Origin of the sequence: Ferruginibacter paludis, assembly GCF_030409685.1 — a bacterium.
GTDB lineage: Bacteria > Bacteroidota > Bacteroidia > Chitinophagales > Chitinophagaceae > Ferruginibacter > Ferruginibacter paludis.
This window is the reverse complement of sequence record NZ_JAUFQJ010000007.1, coordinates 145,266-163,417: the sequence shown is the minus strand read 5'-3', so window position 1 is coordinate 163,417 and position 18,152 is coordinate 145,266. Positions and strand designations below refer to the sequence as shown.

13 protein-coding genes and 1 pseudogene are annotated in these 18,152 nt (G+C 41.6%); 11 read left to right on the top strand and 3 right to left on the bottom strand.

All coding sequences use genetic code 11. The annotated features are described in order from the left end of the window. The first annotated feature begins 9 nt into the window (after nt 1-9). The 7 genes from QWZ08_RS14190 to QWZ08_RS14160 all read left to right on the top strand — a co-directional run bounded on the left by QWZ08_RS14190 (nt 10) and on the right by QWZ08_RS14160 (nt 8,886). Entirely contained in the window at nt 10-1,038 is a 1,029-nt protein-coding gene (locus QWZ08_RS14190) for a hypothetical protein (protein ID WP_290338105.1), read from the top strand. Next, entirely contained in the window at nt 1,038-1,892 is an 855-nt protein-coding gene (locus QWZ08_RS14185) for an MBL fold metallo-hydrolase (RefSeq protein ID WP_290338104.1), read from the top strand. Before QWZ08_RS14190 ends, QWZ08_RS14185 begins: the two co-directional genes overlap by 1 nt. 24 nt (nt 1,893-1,916) lie before the next feature. Next, nucleotides 1,917-2,711 carry an SDR family NAD(P)-dependent oxidoreductase gene (locus tag QWZ08_RS14180; RefSeq protein ID WP_290338103.1) on the top strand — a complete coding sequence of 265 codons (795 nt, stop codon included), beginning with the start codon at nt 1,917-1,919 and terminating at the stop codon, nt 2,709-2,711. 206 nt (nt 2,712-2,917) lie between these two features. Beyond that, complete coding sequence (locus QWZ08_RS14175) at nt 2,918-3,811, top strand: ROK family protein (RefSeq protein WP_290338102.1); 894 nt, start codon at nt 2,918-2,920, stop codon at nt 3,809-3,811. A gap of 10 nt (nt 3,812-3,821) precedes the next feature. Next, nucleotides 3,822-4,601 (top strand): sugar isomerase domain-containing protein, encoded by a 780-nt coding sequence (locus QWZ08_RS14170; RefSeq protein WP_290338101.1) that lies wholly within the window; start codon nt 3,822-3,824, stop codon nt 4,599-4,601. 139 nt (nt 4,602-4,740) lie between these two features. Continuing rightward, complete coding sequence (locus QWZ08_RS14165; protein WP_290338100.1) at nt 4,741-6,555, top strand: PQQ-dependent sugar dehydrogenase; 1,815 nt, start codon at nt 4,741-4,743, stop codon at nt 6,553-6,555. 153 nt (nt 6,556-6,708) lie between these two features. Beyond that, nucleotides 6,709-8,886 carry a family 20 glycosylhydrolase gene (locus QWZ08_RS14160; RefSeq protein ID WP_290338099.1) on the top strand — a complete coding sequence of 726 codons (2,178 nt, stop codon included), beginning with the start codon at nt 6,709-6,711 and terminating at the stop codon, nt 8,884-8,886. A gap of 54 nt (nt 8,887-8,940) precedes the next feature. On the opposite strand, the gene QWZ08_RS14155 is transcribed toward QWZ08_RS14160, so the two are convergent. After that, a complete protein-coding gene (locus QWZ08_RS14155) occupies nt 8,941-10,053 on the bottom strand; it encodes an SGNH/GDSL hydrolase family protein (RefSeq protein WP_290338098.1) in 1,113 nt (370 codons plus the stop codon). A gap of 209 nt (nt 10,054-10,262) precedes the next feature. On the opposite strand from QWZ08_RS14155, the gene QWZ08_RS14150 reads away from it, so the two are divergent. From QWZ08_RS14150 to QWZ08_RS14140, 4 genes and pseudogenes are all read left to right on the top strand, one after another. After that, the gene (locus QWZ08_RS14150; protein WP_290338097.1) at nt 10,263-10,853 is read left to right on the top strand and encodes a hypothetical protein; all 591 of its coding nucleotides are present in this window, start codon (nt 10,263-10,265) and stop codon (nt 10,851-10,853) included. Between the two features lie 1,794 nt (nt 10,854-12,647). Then, a pseudogene (locus QWZ08_RS28310) lies at nt 12,648-12,872 on the top strand (hypothetical protein); the annotation flags it as partial. Between the two features lie 658 nt (nt 12,873-13,530). Continuing rightward, the gene (locus tag QWZ08_RS14145) at nt 13,531-13,860 is read left to right on the top strand and encodes a hypothetical protein (protein WP_290338096.1); all 330 of its coding nucleotides are present in this window, start codon (nt 13,531-13,533) and stop codon (nt 13,858-13,860) included. Nucleotides 13,861-13,974: 114 nt separating this feature from the next. Further along, the gene (locus QWZ08_RS14140) at nt 13,975-14,553 is read left to right on the top strand and encodes a hypothetical protein (RefSeq protein ID WP_290338095.1); all 579 of its coding nucleotides are present in this window, start codon (nt 13,975-13,977) and stop codon (nt 14,551-14,553) included. 365 nt (nt 14,554-14,918) lie between these two features. On the opposite strand, the gene QWZ08_RS14135 is transcribed toward QWZ08_RS14140, so the two are convergent. Then, on the bottom strand, nt 14,919-16,349 hold the full coding sequence (locus QWZ08_RS14135; protein WP_290338094.1) for a beta-helix domain-containing protein: 1,431 nt from the start codon (nt 16,347-16,349) through the stop codon (nt 14,919-14,921). Nucleotides 16,350-16,751: 402 nt separating this feature from the next. Beyond that, nucleotides 16,752-18,146 carry a beta-helix domain-containing protein gene (locus tag QWZ08_RS14130; protein WP_290338093.1) on the bottom strand — a complete coding sequence of 465 codons (1,395 nt, stop codon included), beginning with the start codon at nt 18,144-18,146 and terminating at the stop codon, nt 16,752-16,754. Nucleotides 18,147-18,152 lie beyond the last annotated feature (6 nt).

The following is an 18,152-nucleotide window of genomic DNA, read 5'->3' as shown; positions in this document are numbered from 1 at the left end:
AAAGCAAATATGAAAAATATTCCTGTTCGCACAACAGTAGTCGGCAGTTATCCCTTTCCCGGCTGGCTCGAATTTTCAACACAACATTTAGATAAGTTTGGCAAGGCCGATATTGAAGAAATGATTGAAGACGCCGTGATTGCTGCAGTGCATGACCAGGTTACAGCCGGGTTGGATGTGATAACCGACGGCGAACAAACCCGCTTTGATTTTAACCTGTCTTTTTATGGTTATATCAGCGGTATTCAAAACAACGATACCGAGACAAGAAAATTCGGCCCGCCTGCACATGACCAGCGGGGGAAAAATAATATTGTAGGCGAGCTCACCGCACCCAACGGACTGGGCGCAGTAAAAGAATTTTTACGCTTAAAAAAACTGGCGCCGGAGGGCCCTGTTTTAAAAGCAAGCATTCCCGGACCGTACACATTAAGCGGCAGGCTGTTGCCGAATGAGCAATACAAAGATCGCTACGCCATCACGGAAGCCTTGATGCCCATCATCAGCAAAGAGCTGGAAGCATTGGTGGCAGCGGGTTGTACAGAAATTACCGTAGATGAACCCTCCATGAGTTGTTATGCTTATAAAGAAGATACCAAACGATTTGTAGATATATTTAACCGCACGGTGAAACCGATTGTGGGAAAATGTAATTTAAGTACACATTTATGTTTTGGCAACTTTAAGGGACGCCCGGTGGGTTACAGAAGCCTCAAACCCATGCTGCCTGATTTCCTGGAACTGGCCGTTGATGAAATTCATATCGAGATGGCCAACCGGGAATTTGCGGAGATAGAATTGCTGCAGCCTTTCGCAGAAAAAATGCATGTAGCGGTCGGCATCATCGACGTAAAAAATTATTACATAGAAACGGTGGAGGATGTGGTGGAAAGAATACAACGTTGTTTGAAATACATTCCCGCTGAGAGATTGTCCGTAGCGCCGGATTGCGGTCTAAGCCAGACAGCAAGATGGGCTTCCAGGCAAAAATTAATCAACATGGTAAAAGGTGCCAAAAAAGTAAGGGAAAGCTTATAATGGAATTGATAAAAGCCATCCAAAAAAATGAAGCACTGGTTGCGGAAATGGATTCCTTGCTGGAAGACAAAACAAATTTTCATGCCTGGTGGCTTGGGCAAAGTGGTTACCTGTTGCAATGGAACGGTAAGCGGGTGCTCATTGACCCTTACCTCTCCGATTCACTCACAAAAAAATATGCAGCATCCGATAAGCCCCACACCCGCATGGGCGAACTGGTGATAAGGCCGGAATTATTAAAAGACATATTGATTGTCACCTCAAGTCACAATCACACAGATCATCTGGATGCAGAAACGCTGATACCGGTGTTAAAAAATAATCCGGGCATTAGTTTCCTCATTCCCGACGCCAACAGAAATTTTGTTGCAGAAAGAGCACAATGCGAAAAAGCATTCCCCACCGGGATAAATGATGACTTGTCTGTCAAAATAGATGACTTTACCTTTTACGGTATCCCGGCCAAACACAATGAAATTGAAAGGGACGAAAATGGCAACTTAAAATTCATGGGTTATATAATTGAATTTGGTCCATACAAAATTTACCATAGCGGCGACACCTTATGGTTTGATGGTATGGTTGATTTGCTAAAGCCCTATAACATAGACCTGGCAATGCTTCCCATCAATGGCAATAAGCCCGAAAGAAAAGTAGCGGGCAACCTGGATTGTAAAGAAGCGACGGAGCTTGCAAAAGCCATTGGTGCAAAATGCGTGGTGCCCTGCCACTACGATATGTTCAGTTTTAACACAGCAGACGTGAATGATTTTATAGAAGCAGCAGAAAAAATAAACCAGCCATATAAAGTTTTAAAGGGCGGCGAAAGATTCAGCAGCAACGCATCATTTTAAACTACAGAATCAATCGAAAACAGCATGCAACAACTGCTTGAAGCAAAAAAAATTGTAATCATCGGCGGCACTACAGGCCTTGGGTTGTCGGCCGCAAAAGCATTTATTGCCAGCGGCGCAAAGGTGATAGCGGTAGGCAGAAATATGGAAAGTGTTGCAACAGCAAAAGAAATTTTAGGAGACCATGCAACTGTTCTCAGTGGCGATGCAATGCAGCCCGATACAGCGGTTAAAGCCATTGATACCTGCATCGAACTGTTCGGCGGCTTTGATGGTTTGTATCATGTAGCCGGTGGCAGCGGCAGAAAAATGGGTGACGGACCTTTACACGAATTGTCACTCGAAGGCTGGAACAACACCCTGGAACTGAATCTCACTTCGCTCATGTTATCCAACCAGGCCGCTGTAAAAAAAATGCTGGCATTGAACACGGGTGGAACTATTTTAAATATGGGTTCGGTGCTGGGCTACTCCCCTTCGCCGCATTTTTTTTCAACACATGCGTATGCTGCGGCAAAGGCTGCCATCATTGGCTTTACAAAATCAATCGCCGCTTATTATGCAAAAAATAATATACGCATCAACGTCATCGCACCGGCGCTGGTTGAAACACCCATGGCACAAAGAGCTGCAAAAGATGACGCCATTTTATCTTTTATAAAAACAAAACAACCGTTGGATGGCGGCAGAATCGGCGCCCCGGAAGACCTGGATGGACTGGCCACCTATTTTATGAGTGACCTGTCAAAATTTACAACGGGTCAGGTTGTCGCAGTGGATGGCGGATGGGATGTAAGTGAAGGACAATATTCGGTCTGACAAAAAATAATTTGTGCACCGGCAATTGTTTTCAATTGAGCATCGTTGTGTCACTCACTTGTACTTTTAAAGCAATAGTGAACAATAAAATTGAAGCGCCGGCATTAAGTCGAACAAATGGCATATCGCAGAGATATACTGTTGTAATAGTGAAGATGGTTTACTACATCAAATTATTGCAACTTCCTTTTCAACCATAAATAAACATGCAAAAAAAAATCATTGGCATTGATTTAGGCGGCACAAGAATAAAAGCGGTAGCATTGGATGCCAACGGTCACCTGTTGCATGAAACCTACCAGCCAACCAATGATGGCGATGATACCAGTTGGAAAAATGCCGTTGCAGTTGCAGTAAAAGAATTGCAGCATTTGTTAAACATCAATGAAACAGTCATTGGACTTTCTGCCCCTGGTCTGCCCAACATAGATAATACTGCTATTACCTTTATGCCCGGCCGTCTGCAGGGCCTCGAAAATTTTAACTGGAGTAAGTATTTGCAGCAACCCACTTATGTGCTAAACGATGCCGTAGCAGCCATGATGGGCGAAGCCACTTTTGGTGCCGCCATCAACAAAAAAAATGTGGTAATGCTAACACTGGGTACAGGTGTGGGTGGCGCCATCCTAATCGACGGAAAGCCTTACCAGGGCGGATTTAATAAAGCCGGTCATATAGGCCATATGGTGATTGACGATGAAGGCGATTGTGACGTAACCGGCATGCCCGGCAGCCTGGAAGATTGCATCGGCAATTGCACCATTGAAAAAAGAAGCCGGGGCAAATTCAACTCCACCTATGCCTTGCTGGAGGCGTATAAAAACGGCGATGCATTTGCAAAAGAAGTCTGGTTAAAATCGGTGAGACAACTGGCCATTGGGCTGGCTTCCATCATCAACATTCTTTCGCCTGAAATCATTGTATTGGGTGGTGGCATCACACAGGCAGGTGATGATTTATTTGAACCATTAAATAGTTATCTTGACCAATACGAATGGCGGCCGGGTGGAAACAAGACAACCATCGTAAAAGCAACGTACGGCGATTTTGCAGGCGCCATTGGTGCCGCCTGCTTTGCCATGAGTAAACAGACTTTATAAACAACAACACATGACGATCACAGAAGATTATTTACAAAAATGCGCCGGCATTATTGAAACGGTGAAGGCACAACAACCACAAATTCAGCAGGCCGCCCAATGGTTTGCAGAAAGTATTTTAGCCGGCAGAATGGTGCACCTTTTTGGCAGCGGTCATAGCCGCATTATGGTAGAAGAAATGTGGCCTCGTTACGGTTCTTTTCCCGGCTTTAATCCCATCGTTGAATTATCGCTTACCTACCACAACAATGTAGTGGGTGCCAACGGACAGCGGCAGGCCATGTTTTTAGAAAATGTAAGCGGTCTTGCAGCAAGAATTTTGCGGAATTTTTCTTTAAGCGAAACAGATTGTGCGCTGGTGATTTCTTCCGGCGGCTGTAATATTGTACCCATTGAAATGGCTGAACTGTTTCAGCAGAAAAAAATAAAAACGGTGGCGCTGGTAACCTCCGCACATTTGGCAAAAAGCAAAAGCAATCGTCCCGACGGCAAAAAACTGGCTGATTTTGCGGACTTAATTTTAGACAGCGGTGCCCCGGTTGGCGATTCCATGATTTATGTAGACGGGCTGGAAACCCCTGTAGCACCGGGTTCTACCGTAGGCGGTGTAATGATCATCAACTGCATTAAAGCAGAACTGGCAAAGCTTTTAACAGCAGCAGGTAAACCGCCTTTCGTATTAACGGCTTCCGCCATTGTGGGACCGGAGAAAGCCACTGCTTTATTTGAAGCAGCCTACGATGAACATGCGCACCGGCTTTCGGCACTTTATAAAGATGTTGGCAAATAGCAGGCACGGGTGGCTCACCCCAAAATAAAAAAAGCTTACAAAGTGAAAAGTATAAGGGTGGTCACCCTGGAAAGGAAACACATGCAAATACAAAGTAACTAATCAAAACATTAGTTGCTTATTCACCATCAAAAATCACTTGAAAAAAGCGGAACAGCCTACATTAAAACAAATTCAATATGCATCGCCGGGTGAGCCACTCTTGAGGAGTGACCCACCCTTAAACTTCAATAAGATGATTAAAAATGGTACCGCTCTTATAGCATTGTTATCACTGTTTTGTTTTAGCCATTGCAATCCCGGTGGTGGCAAAAATGCCATTGCTACAGATTCTGTCAGCATCGCCGCCGGCGAAATTTCTTTTACTAAAAATTGCAGTGGTTGCCACAACTTTAAACAGGATGGCATCGGTCCTCAATTAAGCGGCGTCACCGGTACGCTATCGCCGGATTGGTTGCTTCACTTCATAAAAAATTCACAGCAAATGATTGCCTCAGGCGATCAGCAAGCCAACCAATTATTTGCCAAATATAAAAAGTCGGTTATGCCTCCGTTCGAGGCGTTACAGGATGCTGAAGTCAATCAGCTCATTGCTTATATACATGCACAAAAGGCAACCGGTTCCCAGGCAAACAAAAAGAACAATGGCATATCGAACCCTATTCCCGGGCCTATTGTTCTTTCTAACCTGGTAGTCAACCTGCAACCGATTACCCAATTTCCGGCTACCAGCGATAAGCCGCCACTGGCCAGGATTACGAAGCTGGGGTTTCAGCCAGTGACAGGGAATTTATTCGTCAACGATTTGCAGGGCAGGCTGTATAAAATGAAAAATGATAAGCCAATTGTTTATCTGGACATAGCAAAACTAAAAACCAAATTCATCAACAAACCCGGATTGGCAGCTGGATTCGGCAGCTTTGCCTTTCACCCGGAATTCGCCAGCAACGGGTTATTGTATACTACGCATACAGAAGCCCCGGGTTCAGGCAAAGCCGATTTTGGTTATGCGGATAGTATCAAGGTAACCATGCAATGGGTATTGACCGAATGGAAAACAACAACGCCCAACGCTGATTCGTTTGCGGGTAGCAGCCGGGAAATGCTGCGGGTAAATATGGTGACGGGCATACATGGCGTGCAGGAAATTACTTTTAATCCGCTTGCGAAAAAAGGCAATAAAGACTATGGTTTGCTGTACATAGGCGTGGGCGATGGTGGCAGTGCCGAAGCAGGCTTCGCTTTTCTTGAACACAGCATTGAAAAAATATGGGGCACTATTATCCGCATCGATCCAAAGGGTAAAAACAGCGTCAATGGACAATATGGTATACCCTCAGCCAATCCTTTTGCAAACAGTAGCAATAATAAAGCGGTGAAAGAAATCTATGCCTGGGGCTTTAGAAATCCGCACCGCATCACCTGGACCAAATCAGGCACTATGCTGGCCAGCAATATCGGCCAGGCTAATATTGAATCGCTTTACGAAGTGCAACCGGGCCATGATTATGGATGGCCAATCAGGGAAGGCAATTTTGTATCAGCAGAACTCAGTGACAATTTAGGCAATGTATACCCGCTTCCCGCAAACGACAGCATATATAAAATCACCTACCCTGTTGCTGAATTTGATCATGATGAAGGCAAAGCCATATCCGGCGGCTTTGAATATTGGGGCAATGCCATTGCCGCATTGAAAGGCAAATTTTTATTCGGGGATATTCCTTCCGGCCGGTTATTTTATTTGGATGTAGCCGACCTAAAACAAGGAAAAATGGCAACCATTAAAGAATGGAAAATCACCATTAACGGTAAGCCCGAAACGTTGAAAGCAGTTTGTGGCAGCGACCGCATCGACCTTCATTTTGGAAGAGATATGCAGGGCGAATTATACATCCTGACAAAGGCAGATGGCAAGATGTATAAGATGGCAGGCGCAGAGTTGAAGCCGTAGTTTGATTGAAAGCGCTTGTTATTTCAAGTTCATTTTGCTTTATCTTTTACTAAAGGCAATTAAATAAATACCTTCAGGCAATATTCATTTTATTCACCTGTTTCCTGTTACAGTGAGCCACCCTTTTTGGTGACCCACTGGTAAAAAGATACCATGAAAAAACATTTTTATTACTTACTGGCATGTTGCTTCTTACTTACATTAAGTATATCTTCTTATGCAGATTCACTGCCGGCTCCTTTTAGAATTTTACCGTTGCCAAAAAACGTGCGCCTGCTTAAACAGCCGGGGCTTGCATTTAGTACGCTAAAGGCAATTATCCTCAAAGGCGGGTTGAGAGCACCTGTAATGGGCTACCAACTTTCGCAAATGCCGGCAGGATATACGGCTTCCGGAAAGGGCACACTTACCCTCAACCTCGACCCAAACATGGCTTCCATGCCTTCGGATGAAGGATATATCATGACCATTCATACGGAGAGTGTAGAGATAATTGCAAAGAACGAAGCCGGCATATTTTATGGCTGCCAGTCACTGGAACAACTGCTGGAAGATGCAAGGGATTTCAGAAAGCCAATACCTGCGTGTATCATTACAGATTATCCGGTACTCAGTTATCGTGCTGTACATTTTGATGTTAAGCATCACCTTGACCATATGAATTATTATTACGAAAGTATTGACCGGCTGGCCAGGTATAAAATTAATGCGGTGGTATTTGAGTTTGAAGATAAACTGCGTTACCAGTTGCAGCCCCTGGTGGGCGCTCCGCAATCCATCAGCATTGATGAAATGGCCGCACTTACAAAATATGCCAAAGAAAGGTTTATTGAAATTACGCCGCTGGTGCAGGGTTTGGGCCATGCTACCTTTATTTTAAAACATGAAGAATATAAAGCGCTGCGGGAATTACCTTTTAGTCACTGGGCATTTTGCCCCATGGATGAAGGCACCTACAAAGTGCTGTTTGATTTATACAGCGATGCCATTAAGGCAACGCCGGGCAGTAAATACCTGCACATAGGCGGCGATGAAATTGGTAACATCGGCTTGTGCCCAAGATGCAAACCTACTGCCGATAAAGAAGGTATGATGGCCCTGAATTTACACTGGCTTAAAAGAGTATGTGCATTTGCAAAAGAAAATAACCGCACTCCCATTTTCTGGGATGACATGCCGTTGCAGGAAGCCGGCTTATATACCAGCACATGGAGCGATGAGGTTACTACAGCACAGGCAAATGAAGCCTGGAAAAAAGGCGTTCCAAAACTGGACAGCCTGCAAAAAGATTTTCCTGGTAACTGTGCCTATATGCGCTGGAATTATTCCATGGCCAAACAACCCGGCAATATCCTGGCGCTGGACTGGTATAAGACACATGGCTTAAAGGCGATGATTGCCACGGCCACGAATACCGAGGGCGGCATGTTGTTTCAGCAGGATGAAAGAGACAAGGGCATGACTTCTACTGGCATCAGTGTTATAAAAAGTTTTGTAGAACTGGCTGCTGAAAAAAATATTTCAGGCATGTTGTGTACAGCCTGGGATGATAAAAGTCCGCACATGGAAAATTACTGGCGTGGGTTTATTGCTGCGGCAGAATATAGCTGGTCGCCGAAAGGCCGTACACTGGATGAATATGATGTAGCCTGGCTGCAGAGAGAGTATGGTGTTGCTTTACCGAACTATAAAAAATTTGCAGCTGATTTAAGACAGGGTTCTGAATTATGGTACGATGGATTTTATAAAACGGGTAATTTTTTTGATGATAACAATGCATTGCAGAGTTTCAAACAGGTAGAGCATTGGCTGAAGCCATTGGAAGGCCGTGAAAATACACCCTTTGATTATACCACTAAACTGATTGAACTTCCGGATCTGAAATCACCCGGCACGTGGAGCAAAAAATATAAAGACAGGCTCGGCAGAGCCATTGTGGCTAGTAATAATTATCCGTTGCTTGCTGCTAAAATAAATGATGTCATTCATAATTCGAGGAGGAACAGGTATTACTGGAAACTTTCCCAATCATTGTATAATTTTCAAATCTCCACACCTGATCTATTACTTGCATTGGAACAGGCTGACAGCCCGGATAAAGCAAAACAAAAAGATGGCATAGTACACGTGCAGCAGGCGCTTACACATTTTCACAATGCATGGGCTGGTCTGCAAAATACATACAGCGAAACACGTTTTATTACCTATCCTTCCAATTATATTCCTGACAGGTATTTCCATTTAGCAAGTCAGCGGGAAGATTTAAGTTGGATGATACAGTCGCAGGAATTATTTGAAGGCGTGATAAAAAAGTGGTTGGAAAGCCAGTAGTAAAGCAGTATTGGCAAAAGGACTAGCTTTCAGATGATTTATTGATTCGTAGGACTATCTCTTAAGTATTTTACCAATCACCGGCAATAAAAAATCAGCAATCCGCATCATACCTAAATCCGTTGGATGCACACCATCCACGGCTCCTTCATGATCCGTACCAATCATGCCAGCTGATTTCTGGTAGTATAAATCTTTAACGCCCGCTTGTATAAGTGTTGCATAAGCCCTTTGCAAATCCTTCATCTTTTTTAATTCCGTCCGCTGCGCAGTGGGAACAAAGTAGCTGTTTTCAAACGGAAAATTTTCTACCAGCAGTACCGGTACCAAAGGTCTTAACTGCTTCAGCAATTTAACCAGGTTTACGGCACGCTGGTATATCAATAGTTCATCCGTGTTGGGATTGCAATCCACTACATATAAAGCTGCATCTATCTCTCCCATGGCTTCTGCAACAGACGAATCAAATTTACCTTCGCCGCTAAAACCAAAATTGATAAAGCTTCTGTCAAGCTTTCTTTCCAGGATATTGGTAAATGCCATGCCGGGTCTGCTGGCGCATCCGCCCTGTGCGATGCTGCTGCCGTAATACACTACAGGTTTCTTTTCAATTAAAAACTGATCAACAGGTTTTGTAATGGCCGCATCTGCGTTTATACCAATGGATACAGAATCAACGCCATCATACAACGGCAGGTTCAGCAGGTATTCACGATATACAGGATCACCATTTTTAATCATCACATACTCACTTGTTTTTTCTTTTGGGCGGCCGGTTTGTATAAACTGCCAGCCGCCGTTTACCATCGCATATAAATCAACCCCTTTTATACCGGTCGCCGCCATGTGCGAAAAAAGATTATCATCTTTCAATGTCCATCGTATCGAAATATCAGTAGCGTTGCTGCGAAACCGGATGGAGATGCCTGCCGAATTCTGACCCAGCCCCCATACTTCTTTGCGCAATTTATTTTGGTACTGCTGCGGAAAACGCACATAGTTTTTTTCGCTGTGGTATTTGCCGATAATGGTAAACTCCTGCCCGTCGTAGAACTTCAATGGGTCTGCAGGAGCTTGTTTTATTGAACCACTTCCGCCTGCTATAACAGTTATGTTGCTGCACAGGCAACAAAGGAGAATATAAATAGTGCTTTTCATTTGTATCATAAAATAAGAAGGTAAATAAAGGATATGGCAATTTAGAATTATTACCATCAAGTAAAAATATTTTTATTCAATACAGGCATTTGCTGTTATTGATTTGAACGATGCCGGCTGGGGTGAATTAAATTAAATGCATAGTTTTACTGTTCCCGGAGATAATCAACATTCACATTTCATCTTTTATCCAAACACCATTTACCCGGGCATCAATTATGAACCAACGGTCTATAAAATACATACTGCTATTGTTGATAACAATACCGGCTTTAAATGCCTGCGAATACCAGTTTGATCAAAAAGTAAGGCAATGGAATCCGTACACCAAATTCCAGGTACTGGTTTTTGAATCTACAAAAAACCAACGTGACTCCATCTTCATCAGCGACGTTGAAGAACACCAGCAGAACAACAATCCCGTTATAAAAGTCAAATGTGAAATGGTAAACAAAAACCCGGCAACGTCGGTTAAAACGCAGTCCTGGCTGCTAACCTTAACCACCACGGAACGCAACAAAGCGGAGTTTAACATCCATCTGTTTACAAAAACAGCAAGGCTCTGGCCCTTTGTTCCGAAAAGAACAACCTGGCTGGATTCTCTACCAATGACTAAAATGGAAGTGTACGGTACAGATTACAGGGATGTGATACTATTGGAGCCCGATAAGGATGCTGCAGACTATACTACCTCGTCAGCAGGCGAAACATTTGTTGAAAAAATTTACTGGAGTAAAGAGCATGGTCTGATCAGATACGATTTAAAGAACGGTACCGTTTGGAACCTGGCGAAAAAATACAGTCTGTAAAAAAGCGGGATCATTGATCATAAGACTATGTGCTGACCTGTATAAATAAGCCCTCCTTCAAAACCAAATAATAATCATTTACAGGTAGTACCTGGGAGTAAAGTTAGCCGTATAACCTGGGTTAGTTTATTATTATGCAGCAGGATTAACAATTTTTTTTCTAAAAGACACGGCAAAAAAAGAGATTGGTGGCCAAACTTTTCAAAATAAATTACTGCCGGAAAATAAATTATGTAAAGCAGCCTCCTGATTTGCGGATACAATCTTATAAAAGCAAGAAAGGACCGCACTACGCGATCCTTTTGTCAGAGGTCCCGAGCAGATTTTTCAGGAACCAAATTAGGTTTGATTATCAATAATTTAATTTCTTCAGTCTATTTTTTAGTCTATCGCATAATTTCTTATTCCAAAATCTTACTCAACATCATTCAATTTTACACCTACCTACAAAGATAATTTTTTTTTCCTTATTAGTTAAGCCGCCAATTTGTTTGATTACATCATTATTGTATGGTATGCCTTTTTAAAAATTCAACAGTAAGGTTTGAACTTAATTTTTATCTATTTTAGTGTGCATGTGCTGATCGGAACATTGTAAATACCCGCAGTTTTTTACAAACTAATTCACTCATATCCTTCCATTAATTTAATCATGGGGATAAATAACAAACAAACAGTTAAAAAAAACTTTCTGCAGCAAAATGTTTACAATTAAAAAAGGCATTGCATATAGAAAGTATGTAAACTGAAGATCCAGTTTTATACCAACTTACAGCCAAAGCTAAACGTTGTACAGTCGCACGGCTTCCTGAGAGCCCCAATTGATTGACTTTAAAACCGTGTATAGTCCTCATTCCATCATGATCGTAGCAACCCTGCCTTGAAACAGTGTTTGGCAAAAGCAAGGTTTTTGTAAAAAGAATACTATCCGCCGCCCCGGATGGAGATTGTTTTTACAAAACCCCCGGCCAGTCCCGACCCTGTATTTTGGCGGGACGCAGACCTTGTTTTTGCCAATCTGTCAATAAATTTGCGGCAGATCAGGATGAATGAGTGTTAGAGATAAGTGTTTATTAAATCTGCCTTGAAGCATTTTCAGCATGTAAAAAATTTAAAATTGTGTGTATGGCGAAAGAAATAACTTAGTGATCAAAAACATTCACCTGCGTAATTCGCCGGCTTATTTTCCAAAAGTTGTAAGAAATATGATAGCGTATGGCGTCGGGTCTTTGCAATAGCTTTTTGCATAGTTTTTGGAGTTCGTTGTTGATCTGAAGCAATTTGAAACAGCCTAAATTGTGGTTGGCGAGGCAGGAGCAAATCTCAATGCCCAATATTTTTTACTGCGCAGTTCGCATATCCCGTTTGCCGAAGGCCTATAAAGTAATACAGGCATAATGCGCAGGTACTTTACAATCATTTTTTTGTAAATTGTTTGGACAGCCATTGTTTTACCGCAAGCAATTTTAAAATACGGAATTGTGGATGGTGAGCTACGAGCTAACCTCAATGACCGATATCAATGCAGTACTTGGCTTCTTCTGATTTTCGCACAGCTTTGTTCTTTATAATAATAATTAGTGTATGTTGTTCTTTCTTTTTACCCATCCATGAAGCAACATTGGTTAATCTACGACTTTAACAATGCTGCAAGATTCAGGCAACTCCGGTCGTTGCAAGTCTGGTATTAAATCAAATAGGTTACTCCGGTTTTATTGGCCCTTTCGCCAGCCTTACCAATTCTGCATATTTGTTCAGCGGCAACCTTATTTACCAGACATAATTGTACGCATGATTGATAAGAAGAGTCTATCCAAAAAAGAAATTTGTACCAAATTTATTACACCAGCTATGGAATTGCAAGTCCAATATACCTAAGGCTATTATTGAAGCAAGGACAATAAACATTCCGTAAGGGCGGGTATTCAGCAGGCGCTTGACTATGCTAAATAATGGACATTCCCTGAATGGTCAGCGGCAGGCGTGACAGCTAAGGACGGCAATATTGAAACCGAAATTATAATGGAGCCTTTAGGTCACCATAGCAAAACCCCATCACTGTTTTTCTGAATAATTTGTTCAGCGGTAATTAATGCGATTGCTTTTTTTTCAATAAACGTTATAAAGGTTATTCTTTATCCTTCCAATGCCATCTACAGAAACGACGGCTTATAATTATGGATTAGGACGGCAGGATAATTGAAATTGACCAACGTTTAACTTTTGACAAACCTTGTATTCCGTAAAAACCGGAAGATGATTGTCAAAGTCATTGATGAGTACCGCATCGTAAATGTTACAAGTGAATGAACCGGTTCAAAATGAATCACCCAGCCTGTTGTACGTACCACATTTGTAAGAAGGGTATTATGTTGTTTACAATCAGAGATGCGCGACAACATTAAAAACTCCAAAAACTTTATCTGTCTCTGCACATATGCAACTCCGACCAATTGCTTAACATTAACTTAAAGGTTTGTTAACAACATATACAACGTTGAATAGTATTTTTATGAAAATTAACTGCTGTCATTCATCTTGATAAGTACTGTATTTAATCGCAACGTCCAATGTGATAAACTCAGACAAGAATTGAATTGCATTTGTAGTTATAATTACTATAAGGCATTCCTCCGGTTGGAGGATATTTTTTACCAAGATTATTTCATATACAATTATGCAGGCGATTCAAAGGTATCATTATGACCGGCTAAGGGGCTACCTCAACCTCTTGCAGAAAGAAGCTGAATTTTATCAGTTGCCGGAAGGTCACCTGCTTTCGATCATTGAACAGGGCAATAAACTGCAGGACCTGTTTACTAATTACCATGAAGCACTTGCTTTTATTGAAATTTTAATTAAACAGTATGATTCGGAATATCATGCTGTACGGCGGTTAATGCATCTTCATAAACAATACCGGAAAAGTTTTCCGAAAAATAATTCTTTACAATCATCGCCAATCCCGGAAATAATAAGAGGTGCTGATGACAATAAAGTCTTATAGAGAAAGATCATTTTTTCTCCGGTGAAAAAGATTTCAATACAATCAGTTAAACCATTCTGCCAGGTTTAGAACACTTTCCTAATTTTAAAACATACTTAAATATTTCATACAAAAATGAATACAAATTATCAGTTCAGTGCAAAGCGAAAGCTAACCGTTATATTACCATTGGCTGCTTTGCTTTCGCTGCAGGCATGCAAACAATCACCAACAGATTTTGCAACAACATGGACAAAAGAAATTAAAGAAAAAATAATCGAAGACGCCAGCCAGCAGTCAGACAGTACTTTTTCCGATACAATACATCACGAACTTACTTTACTAAAAGGCAACAAAAAATTAAAGCAATTTTATTTTGCAGCGCGGAAAGATCAAAATGAAAATGAAAAGATAAAATATGACACCGGAATGATTGTTCTTTTCAGTTCAGATCAAAATTTTCAGTACATCAGGCAGCCGCTTATACCAGATGTGGACAGGAGTTATGAAGGAGTTGCCTACAAAGGAAACCGATTTGGAGCAGCTGAATATATTTACAGAAAAGATAAAATCAAAGAAGCCGCTTTCCATTTTAAAAATTTGAACGTAGGTACCTGGGTCAGGTACGATTCGACAGGTAAAAAAGTGGATGAAACAGAAAATGGTAATGCAGAAAAACTGGAACAGCTGAAAGAAATGAAATACTACCGTTAACCCGCTAATCCCAAAAAAGCATAAAAGCAAGTGTTAAAAAAACATATTGTTCGTTGAGGGTTTCATTTATGAAACCCTTTTTTAGTGTCCGCCGGTAAGGTAGAATAACATTAGACCAGGGTCGCAAATGTTAACTTTACAATTACTCTGTAATCAACGGTAGTCTTTTACGCCGGGACGATGTTTCATTCTGTATTCGGTATAAGAAATTACCCATTTTACCGGCTGCCATGTCCGCCTTCGCAGATGTCATATTTGTAAGTATCATTTTTCTGAATGACAAAAGCCAGTCTTTGCAGACTGGCTTCGTAATAATGTAAAGTGTAATCCTGAAATCTTATTCGAATAAATTAATAAAAACCAAACTAGTTGTTTGCAATTGAAATCCATGTTCCACTTGCAGTCCATACATCTGTGGTTGTAACGGCACCACGCTGAGTTGTACCAGTAAAGAAGGGTAAACCCAAAGCAGCCAGGTTAGCACCTCCACCTAAAGCAGGAGAACCAGCAAGAGGTTTCAAAGTACCATCCAGTTTAAAATCTGCAAAAGTACCTAAAGCGGCGTTGTTGTTGGCGGCACCACCTAATCTTCCTAAAGAGAAGGCATCAGTAGTAGAAGTTAATGGAACGGGGTTACCTTCAATTGAAGATTTAACTACAGCGTTGGCAGAATTTGTCTGGAACACATTGTAGGCAACAACAACTGAATCGTTCAAACCTGGAGCATTAGCTACCAGTGCATTTGTTGTAGGAGTTGTAACAACTGCGAAAGGATGTTGCTGAGCGATAACCAGAGAGTTAACTAAAGTAAGTCTTGAATTTCTCCTGATTAACAAACCTCCATCATAGTAGAAACCGGTTGTTGGGTTAGAACCAAAATTCTGTGGAACTGTTGGACCAACAAAGGTAGCATTTGCTATAAATGCATTGGTGTGAGGCAAAACATTCGTTGCACTTGCATCGTTATCAGACTCAATAAAGTGAGAACCTGAGTTATCACAGTTGGTAGTCTGGTATGCAATAATGAATTGCATTTTACCATGATATCCTTCATCTTCATCAAAATTATCATCATGCGGCTCATAAGCCAACACGTGATCAATGTTAACGTCACCGCCAAAGAACTCGATTGCATCATCACCAGCCCATGCAATTTCGTTGTGGTTAAATACAGTGGCAGAACCTACAGCGCACATCGTAAAACCATTTACTTCCTTGTTTACCTGGTAAACAACACCACCGCCAAACTCAAAACGATTGTATTTAATAGATCCGGAATTATCCGCATCATTGGTTCCACCGTAAGTGTTTCTTACATCTGGTTTGTAGTCGAACGCTTCGAAAGTATTGGTGGTAGCACCATTTGCCTTGTGCATTGTAGCTTTACCATACAATACAACTCCACCCCAATCGCCGTAATGACGTGAACCAACTGGTTGTTCAGATGTCCAAACGATTGGTGAATTTGCAGTACCGTTGGCAATTAACTGGGCTCCCTGCTGAATTAACAATGTTCCTTTGTTGTTTTCCAAGTTAACAGTATCAGGAATAGCAGGACCAGTGCTTCCTTTAATTGTAACACCAGGATTTACTGTTAAAGTAACACCTGGAGCAACATAAACCAGACCTTGCAAGATGGTGGTTCTTGTAACAGTGGTGTTAACAGAAATAGTACCCCTTAATGTGTCCTGGGTTGAACCGATGGTTAACGGTTTTTCAACATTAGTCAAATCATTTTTTTTACACGAGCTAATGATAGCTGTCAAGCCCATCGCTGCTAAAAGAATTTTTTTCATTTTGTTTTTTTTAAAATTTTTGGTTTTTTAATTTCGTTGAGAAAATGCGGTCTGGGTTTTTGATAAGACGTCTTGAAATTTTAACTTTTCGAATAAGTAACCAAAAGTATCCACCCAGTATTATGTAATAATTAACAGAACGTTATCAATATGGAATGTTTATAAAAAAGATATTTTCTAACAACGGTAAGCCTTTTCTTTAGCCATATAAAATGAGTAATAAAAAAATTGTGAAATACAAAAAGTGCAGGATTAGTCGGAAAGGTGCTCGCTAAAAAAAGTTTACCTGTACTAAACTTAATTGAGGTTATTAAAATTTAAAATATTAAAAAAGGCAATCCCTGACGTTGCACTAAATTCTTTAAGAGTTGAACTCTTGTGCAACAGTTTACTTGGTCTATTTTAATTATTATAGTTAGTCTGCAAAGGAATAAAATTGGTCCAGCCCTGCAACCAGTTATCTGCACCTATAGCTCCACGGTAGGTTACTTTTTTAATGAAAGCATTGTCAAAATACGGATCATCAAAATTGGCACCACTCAACAATGGTGACGATGAAGAGGGAGATGGGTTAGGGTTATAATCATAACCAAATGGGTCGGCAAAATTAAACTGCGATGAACTTAGGAATTGCTGCCCTGCATAATCTGATCTCAGTAAAAGATCCTTTAAATCCTGTGAAGTATATTGCTTATAAATGTTGGGTGTGAGGTAAAATGTGTGAGTGGTATCATTGCTGTGATACACACAATATCTAAAGTCAGAACTACCATCCTCCAGGGAACGGGCAGTAAGTTTTGCGTTAATGTAAACAGCTGATCTGGGAAAGCCAAGCAAAACAGAATTACGGATACGAAAGCGCCCTGCTTCTACCACAACTGCTGCGACCTTACTACCATCGACATTTCCAAAAGACCCGGCCCGTGTAGTGTCAAAATACTTAAGATTCGTACCATTCTGCAGATCGGGCCCAAGCACGGTCAAGTTGGATACAATAGTAAAAGTGTTTTCACCGGCTAATATCAGACCCGCCAGCGTTGTGTTTGAACCGGCCCTTGGCGAAAAATAGGGATGCCGGTAAGCAAGCAAATTTTGCATGCGTCCCGAATAACCCTCTCCCAGCACGAAATCTGATCCGCCGCAGGCATAGGACACCAAATTACTGGCATCTACATTACCACCGTAAATTTTAAAAGAGTGCTGATTCGCTGAGTAACTGGCCTCTATGTTCTCAACGATCGTACCTCTGCCCACATTCTGTAATAACAACGATGGCAATTGCTGAAAGTTACTGAGGTTGGAACTGCGGCCAGCAAACTCAATTCGAACATATTTTAAAACACCAGTACCGGTGACAGAGCTGTCAATAAGCTGGGGATAGTTTCCACTTATGGCAATCCCCAGCCACGAGTGTTCATTCTGATTATTTTCGCCAATATTCCCCGGAGCTCCTTTGGCAGCAGAACTTGTAAATACAATTGGTTCCGTCGCTGTCCCTGCTGCTTCAATTCTTGCGCCCTGGTTGATCGTAATTCCAATTCCATCGTTAACCTTAACCAACGTACCAGCATCCACTATCAGTTTCTGACCCCTGTTCCTGCTAATACTGGCAGCCAGTATGTATACAGTATCCTTCACGAGATGAATAGTATCTCTACTGAGTCTTGCATCGCCGATTGCAATAATGACTTCAGGTTTGGCATAGCTTTTAAAAACACTCTCCTTTTGGCAACTGCTGAAAAAAATGACAGCAGGCAAAAGCAGGCAGTGGCATAGTTGTTTTAAAAATGACTTCATAACCGT